This window comes from Phenylobacterium sp., assembly GCF_013911965.1.
Taxonomy (GTDB): domain Bacteria; phylum Pseudomonadota; class Alphaproteobacteria; order Caulobacterales; family Caulobacteraceae; genus Phenylobacterium.
Genome location: NZ_JACESE010000002.1, coordinates 1 through 19,140 on the forward strand (window position 1 = coordinate 1; position 19,140 = coordinate 19,140).

31 protein-coding genes are annotated in these 19,140 nt (G+C 67.3%); all 31 read left to right on the forward strand.

The window, feature by feature from the left end; genetic code table 11:
* Positions 1 to 653 (forward strand): EF-Tu/IF-2/RF-3 family GTPase (locus H2041_RS01740; RefSeq protein ID WP_293408799.1); only part of this gene is annotated, 653 nt, incomplete at its 5' end.
* A 149-nt stretch (positions 654 to 802) separates the two neighbouring features.
* Entirely contained in the window at positions 803 to 2,311 is a 1,509-nt protein-coding gene (locus tag H2041_RS01745; RefSeq protein WP_293408801.1) for an adenosine deaminase, read from the forward strand.
* An 85-nt stretch (positions 2,312 to 2,396) separates the two neighbouring features.
* Entirely contained in the window at positions 2,397 to 3,242 is an 846-nt protein-coding gene (locus H2041_RS01750; protein WP_293408804.1) for a DUF2807 domain-containing protein, read from the forward strand.
* 284 nt (positions 3,243 to 3,526) lie between these two features.
* Positions 3,527 to 3,835, forward strand: coding sequence for a 30S ribosomal protein S10 (rpsJ, locus tag H2041_RS01755; RefSeq protein ID WP_091739014.1), 309 nt, complete (start codon positions 3,527 to 3,529; stop codon positions 3,833 to 3,835).
* A 13-nt stretch (positions 3,836 to 3,848) separates the two neighbouring features.
* Positions 3,849 to 4,598 carry a 50S ribosomal protein L3 gene (gene rplC / locus H2041_RS01760; protein WP_293408807.1) on the forward strand — a complete coding sequence of 250 codons (750 nt, stop codon included), beginning with the start codon at positions 3,849 to 3,851 and terminating at the stop codon, positions 4,596 to 4,598.
* Positions 4,598 to 5,236 (forward strand): 50S ribosomal protein L4, encoded by a 639-nt coding sequence (gene rplD / locus H2041_RS01765; RefSeq protein WP_293408809.1) that lies wholly within the window; start codon positions 4,598 to 4,600, stop codon positions 5,234 to 5,236. Before rplC ends, rplD begins: the two co-directional genes overlap by 1 nt.
* The gene (locus H2041_RS01770) at positions 5,236 to 5,535 is read left to right on the forward strand and encodes a 50S ribosomal protein L23 (protein ID WP_293408811.1); all 300 of its coding nucleotides are present in this window, start codon (positions 5,236 to 5,238) and stop codon (positions 5,533 to 5,535) included. The genes rplD and H2041_RS01770 overlap by 1 nt, the downstream gene beginning before the upstream one ends.
* Positions 5,536 to 5,539: 4 nt before the next feature.
* Positions 5,540 to 6,376: a 50S ribosomal protein L2 gene (rplB, locus tag H2041_RS01775; protein WP_293408814.1), complete on the forward strand. Its 837-nt coding sequence runs from the start codon at positions 5,540 to 5,542 to the stop codon at positions 6,374 to 6,376.
* 3 nt (positions 6,377 to 6,379) lie between these two features.
* Positions 6,380 to 6,658 (forward strand): 30S ribosomal protein S19, encoded by a 279-nt coding sequence (gene rpsS, locus H2041_RS01780; protein WP_290491851.1) that lies wholly within the window; start codon positions 6,380 to 6,382, stop codon positions 6,656 to 6,658.
* 2 nt (positions 6,659 to 6,660) lie between these two features.
* A complete protein-coding gene (gene rplV, locus H2041_RS01785) occupies positions 6,661 to 7,041 on the forward strand; it encodes a 50S ribosomal protein L22 (protein WP_293408816.1) in 381 nt (126 codons plus the stop codon).
* Positions 7,041 to 7,793, forward strand: coding sequence for a 30S ribosomal protein S3 (gene rpsC / locus H2041_RS01790; RefSeq protein WP_293408818.1), 753 nt, complete (start codon positions 7,041 to 7,043; stop codon positions 7,791 to 7,793). Before rplV ends, rpsC begins: the two co-directional genes overlap by 1 nt.
* Positions 7,794 to 7,805: 12 nt before the next feature.
* A complete protein-coding gene (rplP, locus tag H2041_RS01795) occupies positions 7,806 to 8,237 on the forward strand; it encodes a 50S ribosomal protein L16 (RefSeq protein WP_293408820.1) in 432 nt (143 codons plus the stop codon).
* Entirely contained in the window at positions 8,237 to 8,431 is a 195-nt protein-coding gene (gene rpmC / locus H2041_RS01800) for a 50S ribosomal protein L29 (RefSeq protein ID WP_293408822.1), read from the forward strand. Before rplP ends, rpmC begins: the two co-directional genes overlap by 1 nt.
* 11 nt (positions 8,432 to 8,442) lie before the next feature.
* On the forward strand, positions 8,443 to 8,694 hold the full coding sequence (gene rpsQ / locus H2041_RS01805; RefSeq protein WP_293408824.1) for a 30S ribosomal protein S17: 252 nt from the start codon (positions 8,443 to 8,445) through the stop codon (positions 8,692 to 8,694).
* A 16-nt stretch (positions 8,695 to 8,710) separates the two neighbouring features.
* A complete protein-coding gene (rplN, locus tag H2041_RS01810) occupies positions 8,711 to 9,079 on the forward strand; it encodes a 50S ribosomal protein L14 (RefSeq protein WP_056018090.1) in 369 nt (122 codons plus the stop codon).
* On the forward strand, positions 9,079 to 9,393 hold the full coding sequence (rplX, locus tag H2041_RS01815) for a 50S ribosomal protein L24 (RefSeq protein WP_293408826.1): 315 nt from the start codon (positions 9,079 to 9,081) through the stop codon (positions 9,391 to 9,393). Before rplN ends, rplX begins: the two co-directional genes overlap by 1 nt.
* A complete protein-coding gene (gene rplE, locus H2041_RS01820; protein WP_293408829.1) occupies positions 9,386 to 9,943 on the forward strand; it encodes a 50S ribosomal protein L5 in 558 nt (185 codons plus the stop codon). The genes rplX and rplE overlap by 8 nt, the downstream gene beginning before the upstream one ends.
* A gap of 22 nt (positions 9,944 to 9,965) precedes the next feature.
* Positions 9,966 to 10,271, forward strand: a complete 306-nt coding sequence (rpsN, locus tag H2041_RS01825) for a 30S ribosomal protein S14 (protein WP_293408831.1) — start codon at positions 9,966 to 9,968, stop codon at positions 10,269 to 10,271.
* 10 nt (positions 10,272 to 10,281) lie between these two features.
* Positions 10,282 to 10,677, forward strand: a complete 396-nt coding sequence (rpsH, locus tag H2041_RS01830) for a 30S ribosomal protein S8 (RefSeq protein ID WP_293408833.1) — start codon at positions 10,282 to 10,284, stop codon at positions 10,675 to 10,677.
* Position 10,678: 1 nt separating this feature from the next.
* Positions 10,679 to 11,212, forward strand: a complete 534-nt coding sequence (rplF, locus tag H2041_RS01835; RefSeq protein WP_293408835.1) for a 50S ribosomal protein L6 — start codon at positions 10,679 to 10,681, stop codon at positions 11,210 to 11,212.
* A 3-nt stretch (positions 11,213 to 11,215) separates the two neighbouring features.
* The gene (gene rplR, locus H2041_RS01840) at positions 11,216 to 11,572 is read left to right on the forward strand and encodes a 50S ribosomal protein L18 (protein WP_293408836.1); all 357 of its coding nucleotides are present in this window, start codon (positions 11,216 to 11,218) and stop codon (positions 11,570 to 11,572) included.
* 11 nt (positions 11,573 to 11,583) lie between these two features.
* Positions 11,584 to 12,195 (forward strand): 30S ribosomal protein S5, encoded by a 612-nt coding sequence (gene rpsE / locus H2041_RS01845; RefSeq protein ID WP_293408838.1) that lies wholly within the window; start codon positions 11,584 to 11,586, stop codon positions 12,193 to 12,195.
* A gap of 5 nt (positions 12,196 to 12,200) precedes the next feature.
* Positions 12,201 to 12,380 carry a 50S ribosomal protein L30 gene (gene rpmD / locus H2041_RS01850; RefSeq protein WP_293408840.1) on the forward strand — a complete coding sequence of 60 codons (180 nt, stop codon included), beginning with the start codon at positions 12,201 to 12,203 and terminating at the stop codon, positions 12,378 to 12,380.
* A gap of 105 nt (positions 12,381 to 12,485) precedes the next feature.
* The gene (gene rplO, locus H2041_RS01855; protein ID WP_293408843.1) at positions 12,486 to 12,968 is read left to right on the forward strand and encodes a 50S ribosomal protein L15; all 483 of its coding nucleotides are present in this window, start codon (positions 12,486 to 12,488) and stop codon (positions 12,966 to 12,968) included.
* Positions 12,969 to 13,114: 146 nt separating this feature from the next.
* On the forward strand, positions 13,115 to 14,467 hold the full coding sequence (gene secY / locus H2041_RS01860; RefSeq protein WP_293408845.1) for a preprotein translocase subunit SecY: 1,353 nt from the start codon (positions 13,115 to 13,117) through the stop codon (positions 14,465 to 14,467).
* Between the two features lie 61 nt (positions 14,468 to 14,528).
* On the forward strand, positions 14,529 to 15,101 hold the full coding sequence (locus H2041_RS01865; RefSeq protein ID WP_293408847.1) for an adenylate kinase: 573 nt from the start codon (positions 14,529 to 14,531) through the stop codon (positions 15,099 to 15,101).
* 222 nt (positions 15,102 to 15,323) lie between these two features.
* Positions 15,324 to 15,692, forward strand: coding sequence for a 30S ribosomal protein S13 (gene rpsM, locus H2041_RS01870; RefSeq protein ID WP_293408849.1), 369 nt, complete (start codon positions 15,324 to 15,326; stop codon positions 15,690 to 15,692).
* 17 nt (positions 15,693 to 15,709) lie between these two features.
* Entirely contained in the window at positions 15,710 to 16,099 is a 390-nt protein-coding gene (gene rpsK, locus H2041_RS01875) for a 30S ribosomal protein S11 (RefSeq protein ID WP_056018114.1), read from the forward strand.
* A gap of 76 nt (positions 16,100 to 16,175) precedes the next feature.
* Positions 16,176 to 17,192, forward strand: coding sequence for a DNA-directed RNA polymerase subunit alpha (locus tag H2041_RS01880; RefSeq protein ID WP_293408851.1), 1,017 nt, complete (start codon positions 16,176 to 16,178; stop codon positions 17,190 to 17,192).
* A 181-nt stretch (positions 17,193 to 17,373) separates the two neighbouring features.
* Complete coding sequence (gene rplQ, locus H2041_RS01885; protein ID WP_293408853.1) at positions 17,374 to 17,787, forward strand: 50S ribosomal protein L17; 414 nt, start codon at positions 17,374 to 17,376, stop codon at positions 17,785 to 17,787.
* A gap of 105 nt (positions 17,788 to 17,892) precedes the next feature.
* Positions 17,893 to 19,125, forward strand: a complete 1,233-nt coding sequence (locus H2041_RS01890; RefSeq protein WP_293408855.1) for an ectonucleotide pyrophosphatase/phosphodiesterase — start codon at positions 17,893 to 17,895, stop codon at positions 19,123 to 19,125.
* Positions 19,126 to 19,140: the final 15 nt, after the last annotated feature.

Consider the following 19,140-nt stretch of genomic DNA (forward strand, 5'->3'; position numbering starts at 1 on the left):
AAGGGCGTGATCCGGAGATCGGCGAACAGGCGATCCTGGAGCTGATGCGGACGGTGGACGAGTACATCCCGCAGCCGGAGCGTCCGGTGGACCTGCCGTTCCTGATGCCGGTGGAAGACGTGTTCTCGATCTCGGGCCGCGGCACGGTGGTGACGGGCCGGATCGAGAAGGGTCTGGTGAAGGTCGGCGACGAAGTGGAGATCGTGGGCATCCGTCCGGTGCAGAAGACGACCTGCACGGGTGTGGAGATGTTCCGCAAGCTGCTGGACCAGGGCGAGGCGGGCGACAACGTGGGCGTGCTGCTGCGCGGCACCAAGCGCGAGGACGTGGAGCGCGGCCAGGTGCTGTGCAAGCCGGGCTCGATCACGCCGCACACCAAGTTCGTGGCCGAGGCCTACATCCTGACGAAGGAAGAGGGCGGCCGTCACACGCCGTTCTTCACCAACTACCGTCCGCAGTTCTACTTCCGGACGACGGATGTGACCGGCATCATCAAGCTGAAGGAAGGCGTCGAGATGATCATGCCCGGCGACAACGCCGAGCTGGACGTCGAGCTGATCACGCCGATCGCCATGGACCAGGGCCTGCGCTTCGCCATCCGCGAAGGCGGCCGGACGGTCGGCGCCGGCGTCGTGGCCAAGATCATCGAGTAACCGCACACCACAGCGGACCGGGCGGGACCCCAAACCCCGCCCACAAGCTTCCAAAGGCCCGCCGGTCATCCGGCGGGCCTTTTTCTTGCCCCGAACCTTGACCTGGCCGCGCCTCTCGGGCCGCCTTGAGCCGAAACGGGGAGGGGGCGATGACTCGCATGTTCGCGGCTTGCGCAAGACTGCTGGGAGCCGTCGGGGTTGCGGCGGTCCTGGCCGGCCCGGCCATGGCCGCGCCGGACCTCGCTGGCATGACCAAGGGCGAGCGCATCGCCTTCACCAAGGCCATGCCCAAGGGCGGCGAACTGCACAACCATATCGCCGGCGCCATCTTCCCCGAGACGCTGCTCGCCTGGGCGGCGGAGGACGGGCTTTGCGTGGACGTGGCCGAGCTCGCGCTCGCGCCGCCGCCCTGCGCGGGCGAGGGTCTGAGGCCCGCTGCGGAGGCCTTCGCGGACGAGGGGCTCTACTCCGGTCTGCTGGACAGCTTCAGCACCCGCCACGAAGGTTTCCGCGACCGCTCGGGCCACGACCAGTTCTTCGGCGTCTTCGGCCGCATCGGGGCCATCGGACCGCAGCGGTCCGGGGACATGCTGGCCCTGGTGATGGACGACCTGGCCCATCAGAACACCTTCTATCTGGAGGCCATGGTGACGCCCCAGGGCCAGGCCGCTGCGGCCCTGGGGATCAAGGTCGGCCTGCGCGAGGACCTCGCCGAGATGAAGGCGGCCGTGGATCAGGCGGGCCTCGGGGCCCTGGTCTCGGCCGCCATCGCCGGAACCGACGCCATGGAGGCCCGGGCCCGGCAGGTCCTGGCCTGCGGCACGCCCCAGGCCCGTCCGGGCTGCCAGGTGACCGTGCGCTATCTCGTCCAGACCATCCGGACCCTGCCGCCCGAGGCGACCTTCGCGCAGCTCCAGCTGGGCGTGGCGCTCGTCCAGGCCGATCGGCGCTGGGTGGGACTGCAGATGGTGGCGCCGGAGGACCATCCCGCAGCCCTGGCCAACTATCCGCTCCACATGGAGATGGTGGGCTTTCTGACGGGCCGCGGACAGCTCGCCCCGGCCGCCCTGCATGCGGGCGAGCTCACCTTCGACTACGCGCCGCCGGAGCATCTGCGAGACCACATCGCACAGGCGCTGCGCGTGGCGGGCGCCCGGCGCATCGGTCATGGCGTCGATCTGCCCCACGAGATCGGGGCCGAGGCCCTGGCCGCCGACATGGCCGAACGTGGCGTCCTGGTGGAGGTGAACCTCACCTCCAACGCGGTCATCCTCGACCTCGCCCCGGACGAACATCCCTATGCCTGGCTGCGCCAGCGCGGCGTCCCCGTCAGCCTGTCGACGGACGACGCCGGCCTGCTGCGCATCGACCTGTCGCATGAGTACGAGCGGGCGGAGGCCTATGGGGCGACCTATGAGGATCTCAAGCGCTCGGCGCGCAACGCCCTGGCCTTCAGCTTCCTGGCCGGCGAGGGGCTGTGGGCCGATCCGGGGACCTATCGCCGGCCCCACGCCGCCTGCCGCGGCCAGGTCGGACGCGCCGAGCCGCGGCCCGGCGCCTGCGCCGATCTGGTGGCCGCCAGCGACAAGGCCCGCGAGCAGTGGCGGCACGAGGCCCTGCTCGCGGCCTTCGAGGCGGAGCACGGCGGCCGTCGATGACGGCGATGTCATGACCGCGATTTAAGCTGTGTCTCGGCGTCGGCCCCGCTAGCGTCCTCGTCAAGAGGTTGAGAGGGAGCAGGCCATGCGCCGTTCAAAGATGATCCTGGCACTGGCGGCCGCCGCGGCCGCCCTGACCGGCGCCGCCCAGGCCGCCGAGGTCGAGGTGCGCGACGCCGTCGCCCGGGTGGTGGTGATCCCCGAGGCGCGGACGGACGTGAAGGTGGAGTTCGTCTCCACCAACCCAAGCCTTCCGCTGCGCGTCATGACCCGCGGGGCGAAGGTCTTCGTCGACGGCGATCTGGACCGCGACATCCGCGCCTGCCGGACGCGGGGCGGGAACCCCACCGTCAGCGTCTCCGGGGTCGGCGACGTGGCCTATGCGGACATGCCCCAGGTGGTCGTGCGCACGCCCATGGCCGCCGAGGTCGAGGTGAGCGGCGCCGTCTTCGGCTCGATCGGCCGTTCCGACAGCCTCGACTTCTCCAACGCCGGGTGCGGCGATTGGGTGATCGCCAACGTGTCCGGTCCGATGGATCTCGCCCAGGCCGGCTCCGGCGACCTGCGCGCCGGGTCGTCCCAGTCGGCCAAGATCCAGATCGCCGGCTCCGGCGACGTCGCTGTCCGGGACGTGCGCGGCGAGCTCGACGTCGACCTGGCCGGCTCCGGGGACGTCAGCGTCGCCTCCGTCGAGGGCGAGCGCCTCAAGGCCCGAATCGCCGGCTCCGGCGACATCCGCGTCCAGGGCGGCAAGGTCGATCGGTTCGAAGCCGACATCGCCGGGTCCGGCGACGTCCGGTTCGAGGGCGAGGCCGGCGAACTGCGCGCCCGTATCGCCGGCTCGGGCGACGTTCACGCCCAGCGCGTGCGCGGATCGGTCGAGAAGTCGGTCATCGGCTCGGGCTCGGTGAGCGTCGGCGAGGCCAGCTAGTCGCCTCCGGGCGGCTCACGGCCCTTGACGCCGGCGAGTCGCCTATGTATTTACGCGCCTCCTGTTGGACCGGCTGTGCGGCGTTCGCGCCGCAGACGCGGTCCGCGGAACGACCTGAGTCGAGTTCAACACGGCTTACTTGGGGTGGCCCTCGCGGGTTCGCGCGGGCCGAATTCGTTTTTGCGGGCTACGCGTACGGGACCTCTCGAGGTTCCGGAGTTGGTCTTTGAAATGGTCAAAGTCACGCGGGCGGACCGCCGTCTGTAGGGAAAACAAAGAGCGATATGGATCGTCAGAACATCCGCATCCGGCTCAAGGCCTTCGATCACCGCGTGCTGGACCATTCCACTCGCGAGATCGTCAACACGGCCAAGCGCACCGGCGCCACCGTCAGGGGACCCATTCCCCTGCCGACCCGTATTGAGAAATTCACCGTCAACCGCTCGCCGCACGTCGACAAGAAGTCGCGCGAGCAGTTCGAAATCCGCACGCACAAGCGCGTGCTCGACATCGTCGACCCCACCCCGCAGACCGTGGACGCGCTGATGAAGCTCGACCTGTCCGCCGGCGTGGACGTCGAGATCAAGCTCTAAGGGGACCAAGCCGATGCGTACCGGCGTGATCGCCAAGAAGCTGGGCATGGCGCGCTTCTTCGATGAAAGCGGCGTCCACGTGCCCGTCACCATCCTCAGCCTGGAAGGCTGCCAGGTGGTGGCCCAGCGCACCAAGGAGAAGGACGGCTACGTGGCCCTCCAGCTCGGCGCGGGCGCGAAGAAGGCCAAGAACACGACCAAGGCCCTGCGCGGTCACTTCGCCAAGGGCGAGGTCGAGCCGAAGCGGACCCTGGGCGAATTCCGGGTTTCCGAGGACAACCTGATCGAGGTGGGCGCCGAACTGACGGCCGACCATTTCGTCGCCGGCCAGAAGGTCGATGTCACCGGAACCACCATCGGTAAGGGCTTCGCCGGCGCCATGAAGCGCTGGAACTTCGGCGGGATGCGCGCCACCCACGGCGTGTCGGTGTCCCACCGGGCCCACGGTTCGACGGGTAACCGTCAGGACCCCGGCAAGACCTTCAAGAACAAGAAGATGGCCGGCCACTACGGGGTCGAGACCGTCACCACCCTCAACCTGACCGTCTGGCGCGTCGATCCCGAGCGCAACCTGATACTGGTCAAGGGCGCCGTTCCCGGCTCCGAGGGCTCGTTCGTGAAGATCCGCGACGCGGTGAAGTCCGCCCTGCCGGCCGACGCGCCGAAGCCGGGCGCCTTCAAGGCCGCCGGCGCCGCTCCGGCTCCGGCCGCGGCTGCGGAAGAAGCTCCGGCCGAAGCGCCGGCTGCCGAGGGTCAAGAATAATGAAGCTCGACGTCATCAAGCTCGACGGCGGGAAGGGCGGTTCGATCGAACTGTCCGACGCCATCTTCGGCATCGAAGAGATCCGCGGCGACATCCTGCAGCGCTGCGTGACCTGGCAGCTGGCCAAGCGCCGCGCCGGCACGCACAAGATCCAGGTGCGCAACGAAGTCTCGCGCACCGGCAAGAAGATGTACAAGCAGAAGGGCACCGGCGGCGCCCGTCACGGTTCGCGCCGTGCGGCTCAGTTCGTCGGCGGCGCCAAGGCCCACGGCCCCGTGGTCCGCAGCCACGCCTTCGACCTTCCCAAGAAGGTCCGGGCGCTCGCCCTGAAGCATGCGCTGTCGTCCAAGGCCAAGGCCGGCGCCCTGGTGGTGCTCGACTCCGCCACTCTGGACGCGCCGAAGACGGCCGCCCTGCGCGCCAACTTCGCCAAGCTCGGCCTGACCAACGCCCTGGTCATCGCCGGCCCCGAGGTGGACGGCAACTTCCGCCTCGCCGCGCGCAACATCCCCAATGTGGACGTGCTGCCGAACGCCGGCCTGAACGTCTACGACGTGCTGCGTCGCCAGACCCTCGTCCTCACCAAGGACGCGGTGGAAGCGATCAATGCGCGGTTCGCTGAGAAGGAAGCTGCGTGATGGCCGAGCCGACCGCCCGCCACTACGACACCATCCTGGCCCCGGTGATCACCGAGAAGGCGACCCTGCTTTCGGAGCAGAACAAGGTCGTGTTCCGCGTCGCCGGCGACGCCACCAAGGATGAGATCGCCGCCGCCGTCGAGGCGCTGTTCAAGGTCAATGTGACCAAGGTCAACACCCTGAACGTGAAGGGCAAGACCAAGCGCTTCCGCGGCATCACCGGTCGTCGTTCCGACGTCAAGAAAGCTGTCGTGACCCTGGCCGAGGGCCAGTCGATCGACATCACCACGGGGCTCTGATCCGATGGCCTTGAAGCAATTCAACCCGACTTCGCCTGGCCGCCGCGGCCTGGTGCTGGTCGACAAGTCCGAGCTCCACAAGGGCCGGCCCGAGAAGTCGCTCGTCGAAGGCCTGACCAAGTCGGGCGGCCGGGGCGGCGGCGGCCGGGTGGCCGTGCGCTTCCGTGGCGGCGGCGCCAAGCGCCTGTACCGCAAGATCGACTTCAAGCGTCGCAAGTTCGACGTGGTCGGCACGGTCGAGCGCCTGGAGTACGACCCGAACCGCACCGCCTTCATCGCTCTGGTGAAGTATGCGGACGGTGAGAAGGCCTACATCCTGGCGCCGCAGCGCCTGAAGGCCGGCGACGAAGTGGTGGCCTCCGAGAAGGCGGACGTGAAGCCGGGCAACGCCATGCCCCTGCGCGCCATGCCGATCGGTACCATCATCCACAACATCGAGCTCAAGCCGCTGAAGGGCGGGCAGGTGGCCCGCTCCGCCGGCGCCTACGCCCAGCTGGTCGGCCGCGACGCCGGCTACGCCCAGATCCGCCTGAACTCGGGCGAACTGCGCATGGTGCAGGACAGCTGCATGGCCACGGTCGGCGCCGTCTCGAACCCGGACCACATGAACGAGGTCCTGGGCAAGGCCGGCCGCACGCGCCACAAGGGCCGTCGCCCGCACGTCCGCGGCGTCGCCATGAACCCGATCGACCACCCGCACGGCGGTGGTGAAGGCCGGACCTCCGGCGGTCGTCACCCGGTGACGCCGTGGGGCAAGCCGACCAAGGGCCGCAAGACCCGCACCAACAAGGCGACGGACAAGTTCATCATCCGCTCGCGTCACGCTCGGAAGGCTCGCTAAGTCATGACCCGCTCCGTCTGGAAAGGTCCGTTCGTCGACGGATACCTGCTCAAGAAGGCCGAGGCTGCGCAAAGCTCCGGCCGCAAGGACGTGATCAAGACCTGGTCGCGCCGCTCCACCATCATGCCGCAGTTCGTCGGCCTGACCTTCGGCGTCCACAACGGTCACAAGCATGTGCCGGTGCTGGTCTCCGAGGAGATGGTCGGCATGAAGTTCGGCGAATTCGCGCCCACCCGGTACTTCCCGGGCCACGCGGCCGACAAGAAGGCCAAGAGGAAGTAGTCATGGCCAAGCAAACCAAGGGCCGCCGTGTCGAGTCCGCCGAGGCCATGGCCAAGGTCCGGACCCTGCGCATCAGTCCGCAGAAGCTGAACCTGGTGGCCCAGTCGATCCGCGGCCTCAAGGTCCAGCAGGCGCTCAACGAGCTCGAGTTCAGCCGCAAGCGCATCGCCCGCGATGTCCGCAAGGCGCTCTACTCGGCCATCTCGAACGCCGAGAACAACCACAACCTCGACATCGACTCCCTGGTCGTCGCCGAGGCCTTCGTGGGCAAGAACCTGGTCATGAAGCGCTTCCACGCCCGTGCGCGGGGTCGCGCTTCGCGGGTCGAGAAGCCCTTCTCCGAGATCACCATCGTGGTCCGGGAACTTGGTGAGGCTGCCTGATGGGTCAGAAAATCAATCCGGTCGGGCTCCGCCTCGGCATCAACCGCACCTGGGACAGCCGCTGGTTCGCCGACGGCCGTGACTATGGCCGCCTGCTCCACGAGGACCTCAAGGTTCGCCGGGAGCTGAAGAAGCGCCTCGCCCAGGCCGGCGTCTCGCGCATCATCATCGAGCGTCCGCACAAGAAGTGCCGCATCACCATCTATGCGGCGCGTCCCGGCGTGATCATCGGCAAGAAGGGCGCCGACATCGACAAGCTCCGCAAGGACCTGTCGGCCCTGACCGAAGGCGACGTTCACCTGAACATCGTCGAGGTCCGCAAGCCCGAGACCGACGCCCAGCTGGTGGCCGAGAACATCGCCCAGCAGCTCGAGCGCCGGATCGCCTTCCGTCGCGCCATGAAGCGTTCGATGCAGTCGGCCATGCGCCTGGGCGCCAAGGGCGTCCGCATCAACGTCTCGGGCCGCCTCGGCGGCGCCGAAATCGCGCGGATGGAATGGTATCGCGAAGGCCGCGTGCCGCTGCACACCCTGCGCGCCGACATCGACTACGGTTTCACCGAAGCCAAGACCACCTACGGCATCATCGGCGTGAAGGTCTGGATCTTCAAAGGCGAAGTCCTCGAGCACGATCCCATGGCCCAGGACAAGCGCCTGGCCACCGAGTCCGGCCCGGCCGGCGAGGGCGGCGGCCGTGGCGACCGTGGGGACCGTGGCCCGCGCCGCGATCGGCGCGAGCAGGCCGGCGCTTAAGGATTACGAGTCATGCTGTCTCCTAAGAAGACCAAGTACCGGAAGCAGTTCAAAGGCCGCATCCACGGGACGGCCAAGGGCGGCTTCACGCTGAACTTCGGCTCCTACGGCCTGAAGTCGCTCGAGCCGGAACGCATCACCGCGCGCCAGATCGAAGCCGCGCGTCGGGCGATCACCCGCCAGATGAAGCGTCAGGGCCGCGTGTGGATCCGGATCTTCCCGGACCTGCCGGTCACCGACAAGCCGGCCGAGGTCCGGATGGGTAAGGGTAAGGGTTCGGTCGAGTACTGGGCCGCCCGCGTCCATCCCGGCCGGATCATGTTCGAGATCGACGGGGTGCCGGACGATATCGCGCGTGAGGCCCTGCGTCTCGGCGCGGCCAAGCTGCCGGTGAAGACCCGTATCGTCACCCGCATCGACGCTGCTGTCGCGGAGCATGCCTGATGAAAGCCGCTGAAGTCCGGGGCATGACCCCCGATCAGATCGCCGAGGCTCTGCTGAACCTGAAGAAGGAGCAGTTCAACCTGCGCTTCCAGGCGGCGACGGGCCAGGTCGAGAAGACCCACCGCGTGAACGAGATCCGCAAGGATATCGCGCGGCTGAAGACCATCCTGCGTTCCAAGCAGGCGCAGGCCTAAGGAGACCGCTTATGCCGAAACGTATTCTCGAAGGCGTGGTCGTCTCCGACAAGGGCGACAAGACCATCGTCGTGAATGTCGAGCGGACCATTCTGCACCCGGTGCTGAAGAAGACCGTGCGTCGTTCCAAGCGCTACCACGCGCACGACGAATCCAACGCCTACAAGGTCGGCGAGCGCGCCCGGATCATCGAGTGCGCCCCGAAGTCCAAGCTGAAAACCTGGGAGGTCCTGCCCAAGCAGGCCGACCAGCAAACGACGTGAGAGAGGATCTCATCCGATGATCCAGATGCAGACTAACCTCGAAGTCGCCGACAATTCCGGCGCGCGTCGTGTGATGTGCATCAAGGTCCTGGGCGGCGCCGGGCGGCGTTACGCCGGCGTGGGCGACAAGATCGTCGTCTCCGTGAAGGAAGCCATTCCGCGCGGCCGCGTGAAGAAGGGCGACGTGCTGCAGGCCATCGTGGTCCGCACGTCCTCGGCCATCAAGCGCAAGGACGGCTCGGTCATCCGCTTCGACAAGAACGCGGCGGTGATCGTCAACAAGCAAAGCGAGCCGATCGGTACGCGGATCTTCGGCCCGGTTCCCCGTGAACTGCGCGCCAAGAACCACATGAAGATCATTTCGCTCGCGCCTGAGGTGCTGTGATGGCCGCGAAGATCAAGAAGGGCGACCGCGTCGTCGTCCTGACCGGCAAGGACAAGGGCCGCGAAGGCAAGGTCCTTCAGGTCATGCCGAAGGAAGAGCGCGTCGTCGTCGAAGGCCTGAACATGGTTCAGCGCCACACGCGTCCGACGCAGATGGATCCCCAGGGCGGGATCAAGCACAAGGAAGCGCCGCTTCACGTCTCGAACGTGGCCATCGTCGACTCCAACGGCAAGCCGACCCGCGTCGGCTTCCGCGTGGAAGGCGACAAGAAGGTGCGCGTCGCCAAGACGACCGGCGAGGTGATCAATGGCTGATCAGGCTTACGAACCCCGGCTGAAGACCGAATATCGTCAGCGCATCCGCGCGACGATGAAGGAGCAGTTCGGCTACACGAACGAGATGCAGATCCCCAAGCTCGACAAGATCGTGCTGAACATGGGGATCGGCGAGGCCGTGGCCGACTCCAAGAAGGTCCAGTCGGCGATCACCGACCTGGCGGCCATCGCCGGCCAGAAGCCGGTGCCGACCCGCGCCCGCCAGTCGATCGCCGGCTTCAAGCTGCGCGAGAACATGGTGATCGGCGCCAAGGTGACCCTGCGCAAGGACCGCATGTACGAGTTCCTTGACCGGCTCATCACCATCGCCCTGCCGCGGGTGAAGGACTTCCGGGGGCTGAAGCCCACTTCCTTCGACGGCCGCGGCAACTACGCCATGGGTCTGAAGGAGCACCTGGTGTTCCCGGAGATCAACTACGACCAGATCGACCAGATCTGGGGCATGGACATCATCGTCTGCACGACTGCGAAGACCGACGACGAAGCCCGCCAGCTTCTTCGGGAATTCCAGTTCCCGTTCAACGCGTAAACGGACGGGAGAGGAACAAGACATGGCCAAGAAAAGCGCTGTCAACCGCAACGAGAAGGTCAAGGCCCTCGTCAAGCAATATGCCGAGAAGCGCGAAGCGCTGAAGGCGATCGCCAATGACGAAAGCCTGCCGCTCGAAGAGCGTTTCGAAGCCCGGCTGAAGCTCGCCGAGCTGCCCCGCAACTCGTCCAAGGTTCGCATCCGCAACCGCTGCGACGTGACGGGTCGTCCGCGCGCCTATTACCGCAAGCTGCGCATGAGCCGGGTTGCGCTGCGCGAACTGGGGTCGCTGGGTCAGATCCCCGGCCTCGTGAAGTCGAGCTGGTAGGAGGGGCCCCATGGTGAACGACCCCATCGGCGATATGATCGCCCGCATCAAGAACGCCGCCCAGCGCGGCCGCAGCAAGGTCGCCACGCCCGCCTCGAAGATGCGCGCGCGCGTCCTCGACGTGCTGGCCGACGAAGGCTACATCCGCGGCTACCAGCTGGTTCAGAAGCCGGGCGCGTTCCCGGAGTTCGAGATCGAGCTGAAGTACTTCGACGGTCAGCCCGTGATCGTCGAGATCAGCCGCGTCTCCAAGCCGGGCCGCCGCGTCTATTCGTCGATCAAGGACCTGAAGCCCGTGAAGAACGGCCTCGGGATCTCGATCCTGTCGACGCCCAAGGGCGTCATGTCCGACACCGCCGCCCGCGACGCCAATGTGGGTGGTGAAGTGCTCTGCCGGGTCTACTGATATGTCTCGTATCGGCAAGAAGACGGTTCCCGTCCCGAACGGCGTGCAGGTGACCATCTCCGGTCAGGACGTCTCGGTGAAGGGGCCCAAGGGCCAGCTCTCCTGGACGCTGCCCGAAGAAATCGAAGTCCGCCAGGAAGGCGCCGAACTGACCATCGCCAAGAAGGTCGACACCACCCGCGCCCAGGCGATGTGGGGTCTGTCGCGCACTCTGGTGAACAACATGGTCGTCGGCGTCACCGAGGGCTACGAGCGTACGCTCGAGCTGGTCGGCGTGGGCTACCGGGCCGCCATGAAGGGCCAGGCGCTCTCCATGCAGCTCGGCTTCAGCCACGACGTGGACATTCCGCCGCCGGAAGGCGTCACGTTCGCGACCCCGAAGCAGACCGAGATCAAGATCAGCGGCATCGACAAGCAGCTGGTCGGCGAGGTCGCCGCCCGTATCCGCCGTATCCGTCCGCCGGAGCCCTACAAGGGCAAGGGCGTGCGCTATGCCGGCGAAAAGGTTCGCCGCAAGGAAGGCAAGAAGAAGTAAGCCATGGCGCTCTCTCCTCGTGACACCTCCAAGCGCCGCGCCGAGCGTAATCGCCGGCGCCTCCGTGCGCTCTCCAACGGCCGCCCGCGCCTGTCGGTCTTCCGTTCGGACAAGAACATCTACGCTCAGGTCATCGATGACGAGCGTGGCGTGACCCTGGCCGCGGCCTCTTCGCTGGAAGGCGACAAGCCGGCCAAGGGTTCGAACAAGGAAGCCGCCGCTCGCGTCGGCGCCCTGGTGGCGCAGCGCGCCATCGAGAAGGGCGTCAAGGACGTGGTCTTCGACCGTGGCGGCTACATTTATCACGGCCGGATCAAGGCGCTGGCTGAGGCCGCGCGTGAAGCCGGCCTGAACTTCTAGGGATCAAGCGAATGGCTCGTGGAAACGAACAGCGCGGCGGCGGCGATCGCCGGGACCGCAATCGCGGAAATCCCGCCGAAGAGCGCGCCGACAGCGACATCGTCGAAAAGCTGGTGCACATCAACCGCGTCGCCGCCACCGTGAAGGGTGGCCGCCGCTTCTCGTTCGCCGCCCTGATGGTGGTGGGCGACCAGAAGGGCCGCGTGGGCTTCGGTCACGGCAAGGCGCGTGAAGTGCCGGAAGCCATCCGCAAGGCGACCGAAGAAGCCAAGAAGTCGATGATCCGCGTGCCGCTGCGCGAAAGCCGCACCCTGCACCACGACGGCGCCGGCCGTTGGGGCGCGGGCAAGGTGATGGTCCGCGCGGCGCCTCCCGGCACCGGCGTGATCGCCGGCGGTCCGATGCGCGCGGTCCTCGAAACCCTCGGCGTCCAGGACGTCGTGGGCAAGTCGATCGGTTCGTCGAACCCCTACAACATGGTGCGCGCCACCTTCGAGGCCCTCAAGGCCCAGGCGTCGCCGCGTCAGGTCGCCGCCAAGCGCGGCAAGAAGGTCAGCGACGTGATCGGCCGCCGCGCCGACGGCGCCTCGTCCGAGGCCGTCGCCGCCGAAGCCGAAGGATAAGCGAGATGGCCAAGATCACCGTCCGCCAGAAGGCGAGCCCGATCCGCCGCGCCAAGGACCAGCGCGCCACCCTGGTGGGCCTGGGCCTGAACCGCGTGGGCCGCGTCGCCACCCTCGAGGACACCCCGGCGGTGCGCGGGATGATCCGCAAGGTTCAGCACATGGTCGAGGTGGTGGAGGGCTAGAGCCTTCCGCCGTCGCAGGCCTTCGCCCCCGGAAACGGGGGCGCACTTTTTTCAGCCGAGTCGGGGCAGGGCCCCGGCGACAGATCTCGTCAAGGAGAGGCGAACATGACCAAGCTCAACGAACTCGCTCCGCGTGAAGGCTCGACCAAGGGCCGCATGCGCGTCGGCCGCGGCCCGGGCTCGGGCAAGGGCAAGACCGGCGGTCGCGGCGTGAAGGGCCAGAAGTCCCGGACCGGCGTCTCGATCAACGGCTTCGAAGGCGGCCAGATGCCGCTGCACATGCGCATGCCCAAGCGCGGCTTCAACGCCCACGGCGCCAAGGACCTGGCCGAGGTCAACCTGTGGCGCATCGAGCAGGCCATCGCGGCCGGCAAGCTGGACGCCAAGTCGGCGATCGACGGCAAGGCCCTGGTGGCCGCCGGCGTCCTGCGCCGTGAGAAGGACGGCGTGAAGCTGCTCGGCAAGGGCGAACTGAAGTCCAAGATCGACATCACCGTCTACCACGCCTCGGCCTCGGCGCGGGAAGCTGTCGAGAAGGCCGGCGGCAAGGTGACGACGACCCGGGTCGAGGCTGAAGCCGAGGCCTGATCCCGTTGGCCTGACGCCCTTTCAACGGGGCCGGGGCGGCGCTGGCGCGCTGTCCCGGCCTCTCTCGTCGCAAGGCCGGGTCCGGCCGGGTGACATGGGCGCGGGGCTCCCCTATGTGTGACCGGTTCTTAGACGCGGGGATCTAAATGGCTTCGGCCGCCGAACAACTCGCAGCCAATCTGAACTTCGGCGCCTTCCAGAAGGCGACGGAGCTGCACAAGCGGATCGGTTTCACCCTCCTGGCGATGATCGTCTATCGCCTGGGGACCTACATCCCGATTCCGGGCATCGATCCGGTCGCCTTCTCCCAGGCCTTCCAGGGCCAGGCGAGCGGCATTCTCGGCATGTTCAACATGTTCTCGGGCGGCGCCGTCGAGCGGATGGCCATCTTCGCCCTGAACGTGATGCCCTACATCTCGGCCTCGATCATCGTTCAGCTTCTGGGGGCGGTCTATCCGCCCTGGGAGAAGCTGCGGAAGGAAGGCGGCGAGGCCGGGCGCAAGACGCTCAACCAGTACACCCGCTACCTCACCGTCGTGCTGGCCGTCTTCCAGTCCTTCGGCATCGCCATGGGTCTGAGCGCCAGCCAGGGGCTGGTCCAGAACCCGGGGCCGTTCTTCGTCGTCTCCACCGTCGTCACCCTGACCGGCGGCACGCTCTTCCTGATGTGGCTGGGCGAACAGATCACCAGCCGCGGGGTGGGCAACGGCATCTCGCTGATCATCTTCGCCGGTATCGTCGCGGTTCTGCCGCGCGGCATCTGGCAGATGTTCTCCATGACGCGGACGGGATCGCTGTCCGGCGTCGGCATGCTGCTGATCATGGCCATCGCCATCGCCGTGGTGGTCGCCATCGTCTTCATGGAGCGCTCGCAGCGCCGCCTGCTGGTCCAGTATCCCAAGCGCCAGCAGGGCAACCGCATGGTCGGCGGGGACACCTCCTTCCTGCCGCTGAAGATCAACACCGCCGGCGTCATTCCGCCGATCTTCGCCTCCAGCCTGCTGCTGCTGCCGACGACGGTGATGGGCTTCCTGGCCAACGCCAACCTGCCGGAATGGGCCCAGTGGCTGCCCGGCATGGTGGGCGCGCTGCAGCACGGCCAGCCGCTGTTCATGGTGCTCTACGGCGCCCTGATCATCTTCTTCTGCTTCTTCTACACCTCGATCGTGTTCAATCCCGACGAGACGGCCGAAAACCTGCGCAAGTACGGCGGCTTCCTGCCCGGCATCCGGCCGGGCAAGCGGACGGCGGAGTATCTGGACTATGTGCTGACGCGCCTGACGGTGATCGGCGCGGCCTATATCACCGCGGTCTGTCTGCTGCCGGAGGCCCTGATCGGCTTCTACAACGCGCCCTTCTATCTGGGCGGCACGTCGATCCTCATCGTGGTCACCGTCACCATGGACACCGTGACCCAGATTCAATCTCATCTGCTCGCCCACCAGTACGAAGGCCTCATCAAGAAGTCGAAGCTGAGGGGCGGTCGCAGCCGCGCTTGACGGCCGCACGGTAAAGTCGCCGACCGATCATTGAAGGCCGGCGGGGGAGGGATTTAACGCGATGAATTTGATTCTTTTCGGTCCGCCGGCGGCGGGGAAGGGCACCCAGGCCAAGCGGCTGGTGAGCGAGAAGGGCATGGTCCAGCTCTCCACCGGCGACATGCTGCGCGCCGCCATCGCCTCGGGCTCCGAGCTCGGCAAGCGGGTCGAAGGGATCCTGCAGCGCGGCGACCTCGTCTCCGACGAGATCGTCATCGCCCTCATCGAGGACCGGCTGCCGGAGGCCGAGAGGGCCGGCGGCGCCATCTTCGACGGCTTCCCCCGCACGATCGCCCAGGCCAAGGCCCTGGACGAGATGCTCGAGAAGCGGGGGTCGCGGGTGGACCTGGTCATCCGACTCAAGGTGGATGACGCGGCCCTGATGGAGCGGATCGCCGGGCGATTCGCCGAGTCGGGCCGTCCGGATGACAATCCGGAGAGCTTCAAGGTCCGCCTGGCGGCCTACAACGAACAGACGGCGCCCCTGCTGCCCTACTACGAGAGCCATGAGAAGCTCGTCGAGGTGGACGGCATGGGCACGGTCGAACAGGTGGCCCAGGCCATCGACCAGGCTCTGGCGGCCTCGCGCGCCTAAGGCGCGGGCCTCATCAGCCTTACAAAAGAGGGTGGCGGATCGTCCGCGGCCCTCGACTTCGCTTCGGGGCGGTCGAGAAATCTTCCGCCTCGCCCATTGACGGAAACGCAACGATCCATATAACGGTGCGCTTCCGCGAAAGGGCGCGAAGGACGCGCGGCTCCGTTTTCATATGGGCCGGGCGCCGTTCGCGCATCTTTGCGTGACCAGGAGAATATCCCAGTGGCCCGCATCGCAGGCGTCAACATTCCGACCAACAAGCGCGTCGTGATCGCGCTGCAGTACATCCATGGCATCGGTCAGGCGAAGGCCGCCGAGATTGTCCAGAAGGTGGGCATCGAGCCCGCCCGTCGCGTCAACGAGCTGACCGACGCTGAGGTGCTGCAAATCCGCGAGACCATCGACCGCGACTATCTCGTCGAGGGCGACCTGCGCCGCGAGACGGCCGTCAACATCAAGCGGCTGATGGACCTGGCCTGCTACCGCGGCCTGCGTCACCGCAAGGGTCTGCCGGTCCGTGGTCAGCGTACGCACACCAATGCGCGCACCCGCAAGGGTCCCGCCAAGCCGATCGCCGGCAAGAAGAAATAAGTAAGAGAGCTTAGCCGATGGCCAAGGAACCGGCGCGCGTCAAACGGCGTGAGCGCAAGAACATCACCTCCGGCGTGGCGCACGTGAACGCCTCGTTCAACAACACCATGATCACGATCACCGATGCGCAGGGGAACACCATCTCCTGGTCGTCGGCCGGGATGATGGGTTTCAAGGGGTCGCGGAAGTCGACCCCCTACGCCGCCCAGATGGCCGCCGAGGACGCGGGCCGCAAGGCCGCCGAGCACGGCGTGAAGACCCTGGAAGTGAACGTCTCGGGCCCCGGTTCTGGTCGTGAGTCGGCCCTGCGTGCGCTGCAGGCGGTCGGCATGACGATCACCACCATCCGCGATGTGACCCCCATTCCGCACAACGGCTGCCGTCCGCCCAAGCGCCGGCGCGTCTAAAGGACTGGCTTTCGCACTTCCTGCGCCGGCCCGCGTTTCGCGGCCGGCGATCCTGCGTTTCTAGGGACACCCATCCGTGATCGAAAGAAACTGGAACGAGCTCATCCGTCCCGAAAAGCCGCTGATCGAGACCGGTTCTGACGCCAGCCGCAAGGCCCGCATCGTCGCCGAACCTCTCGAGCGCGGCTTCGGCGTGACCCTGGGCAACAGCCTGCGTCGCGTGCTCCTGTCCTCTCTGCAAGGCGCGGCCGTGACCGCGGTGCAGATCGACGGCGTGGTGCACGAGTTCTCGTCCCTCGAAGGCGTCCGCGAGGACGTCGTCGACATCGTGCTCAACATCAAGCAGCTCGCCGTGCGCATGCACTCCGAGGGGCCCAAGCGCATGACCCTGCGCGCCACGGGCCCCGGCGTGGTCACCGCCGGCCAGATCGAGACGCCTTCGGACATCGAGATCCTGAACCCCGACCACGTGCTCTGCACGCTGGATGACGGCGCCAATGTGCGCATGGAGTTCACGGTCCAGACCGGCAAGGGCTACGTCCCCGCCGAGATGAACCGGCCGGAAGATGCGCCGATCGGCCTCATCGCCGTCGACGCCCTCTATTCGCCGGTCAAGCGCGTCGCCTATCGCGTCGAGCCCACCCGTCAGGGCCAGAGCCTCGACTACGACAAGCTGATCATGGAAGTGGAGACCAACGGCGCGGTTTCGCCCGTTGACGCCGTGGCCTACGCCGCGCGCATCCTCCAGGACCAGCTGCAGATCTTCATCACCTTCGAAGAGCCGAAGAAGAAGGTCGAGGGCGAGGCCAAGCCGGAGCTGCCGTTCAACCCGGCGCTGCTGAAGAAGGTCGACGAGCTGGAGCTGTCGGTCCGTTCGGCCAACTGCCTGAAGAACGACAACATCGTCTATATCGGCGACCTGATCCAGAAGACGGAGGCGGAGATGCTCCGCACCCCGAACTTCGGCCGCAAGTCGCTGAACGAGATCAAGGAAGTCCTCGCCGGCATGGGCCTGCACCTGGGCATGGACGTGCCCAACTGGCCGCCCGAGAACATCGAAGACCTCGCCAAGAAGTTCGAAGACCAGATGTAATTCGGTTCCGCGCTGACTTCGGGCCGCTTCGGCGGCCAGGGCCTGAGGAAGCCGCGCCAGCGGTGGAGGGTCCCGGCGCTTCGTAATGACCCAGGCGGGAGCAGGCTGGGATTGATCAGACGAGGCGTCGCCCAGCAGAAGGGGGGCGCCAGGCGGGCGGACGAGCCCAGGAGACAGAGATATGCGTCACGGAAAAGCCCACCGTAAACTGGGTCGCACCACCGCCCACCGCACCGCCATGTTCGCCAACATGTCGGCCAGCCTGATCAAGCATGAGCAGATCGTCACGACCCTGCCGAAGGCCAAGGAACTGCGCCCGTTCGTCGAGAAGCTGGTGACGCTCGCCAAGCGCGGCGACCTGCACGCCCGCCGCCAGGCGATCAGCCAGGTCCGCGACATCGAGCAGGTGGGCAAGCTCTTCGCCGTGCTCGGCCCGCGCTACGCGAACCGCAACGGCGGCTATATCCGCGTGCTCAAGGCCGGCTATCGCTACGGCGACAACGCCCCGATGGCCGTGATCGAGTTCGTCGACCGCGACCCGTCGGAAAAGGGCAAGGATTCCGGTCCGAAGCCGGAAGTCTTCGCGGAGGCGTAAGGCTCGCGACAGCGACGCAAAGGTTCAAGGCCCCGGACGGCGACGTCCGGGGCCTTTTCCGTTTTGCGCAGGCAAGTGTCACGCAGCTGGGCTAGGCATGCCGCCATGAGCCCATTGTCCCGCCTCGCGCTTCTGCTCATCAGCCTGTGCTTCGCCGCCTGCGCCAGTCCGGCTCCGCAAATGGCGGCGGAGCGCCGGCCGCAGCCGGTCATACTGATCTCCATCGACGGCTTTCGGCCAGACTATCTGGACCGGGGTCTGACGCCCCATCTGGCCGCGCTCGCCGAGCGGGGCGTCCGTGGCGCGATGCGCCCGGCGTTCCCATCGAAGACCTTTCCCAACCACTACACCCTGGTGACCGGCCTGCGGCCCGACCGCCACGGGATCGTCGACAACACCATGGCCGACCCGCAGATGCCTGGCCGCACCTTCAGCCTGGGGAACGCGGCGGAGGTGACCGATGCGGCCTGGTGGAACGAGGCCACCCCCATCTGGGTGACGGCCGAACGCGCCGGTCTGCCGACGGCGACCATGTTCTGGCCGGGATCGGAGGCGGGGATCGGCGGCGTCCATCCGACCTACTGGATGAAGTTCGATCAGTCGATGAGCGCCCAGGCCCGGGTCGATCAGGTCTTGGCCTGGCTGGACCAGCCGGAACGTCCCGCCTTCCTCACCCTCTATTTCGACGAGGTCGACAGCTACGGCCACTGGAACGGGCCGGACTCCGAGGAGGTGAACGCGGCGCTGGCGCGCACCGACGCGGCCGTCGGGCGGCTGGTGGACGGACTGGAGGCGAGGGGGCTGCTGGCCCAGACCGAGCTCGTCGTGGTCGCCGACCATGGCATGGCCGCGACTTCGCGCGCGCGGACGATCGTGCTGGAGGACCTGGTGGAGGCGGCCGACGGCCGCGCCCTCGTGACCGGCCCCTATCTCGCCTTCGCGCCGGCGCCGGATCGCCGCGCCCAGGCCGAGGCGGCCCTGCTGCGCGAGCACGACCACATGGACTGCTGGCGCAAGGACGAGCTGCCCGCCCGCTTCGCCTATGGCCAGCACCGGCGTGTGCCGGAGATCTTCTGCCTGGCGGAGATCGGCTGGGAGATCCTGCCCCGGGCGACGGCGGGGCGACGCCCGATGGCCGGCGGCGCCCACGGCTACGACCCCGCCGATCCCGCCATGGCCGCCCTGTTCCTGGCGGCGGGTCCCAGCTTCCGCAGCGGCGTCGTCCTGCCGGTGTTCGAAAATGTGGACGTCTACCCGCTGCTGGCGCGGCTGCTGGGCGTGGCGCCTGAGGCGAACGAGGGCGACCTGCAGGCGCTTGCCCCCGCCCTGGGCTCCTGAGCCGCTCCGGCCGAA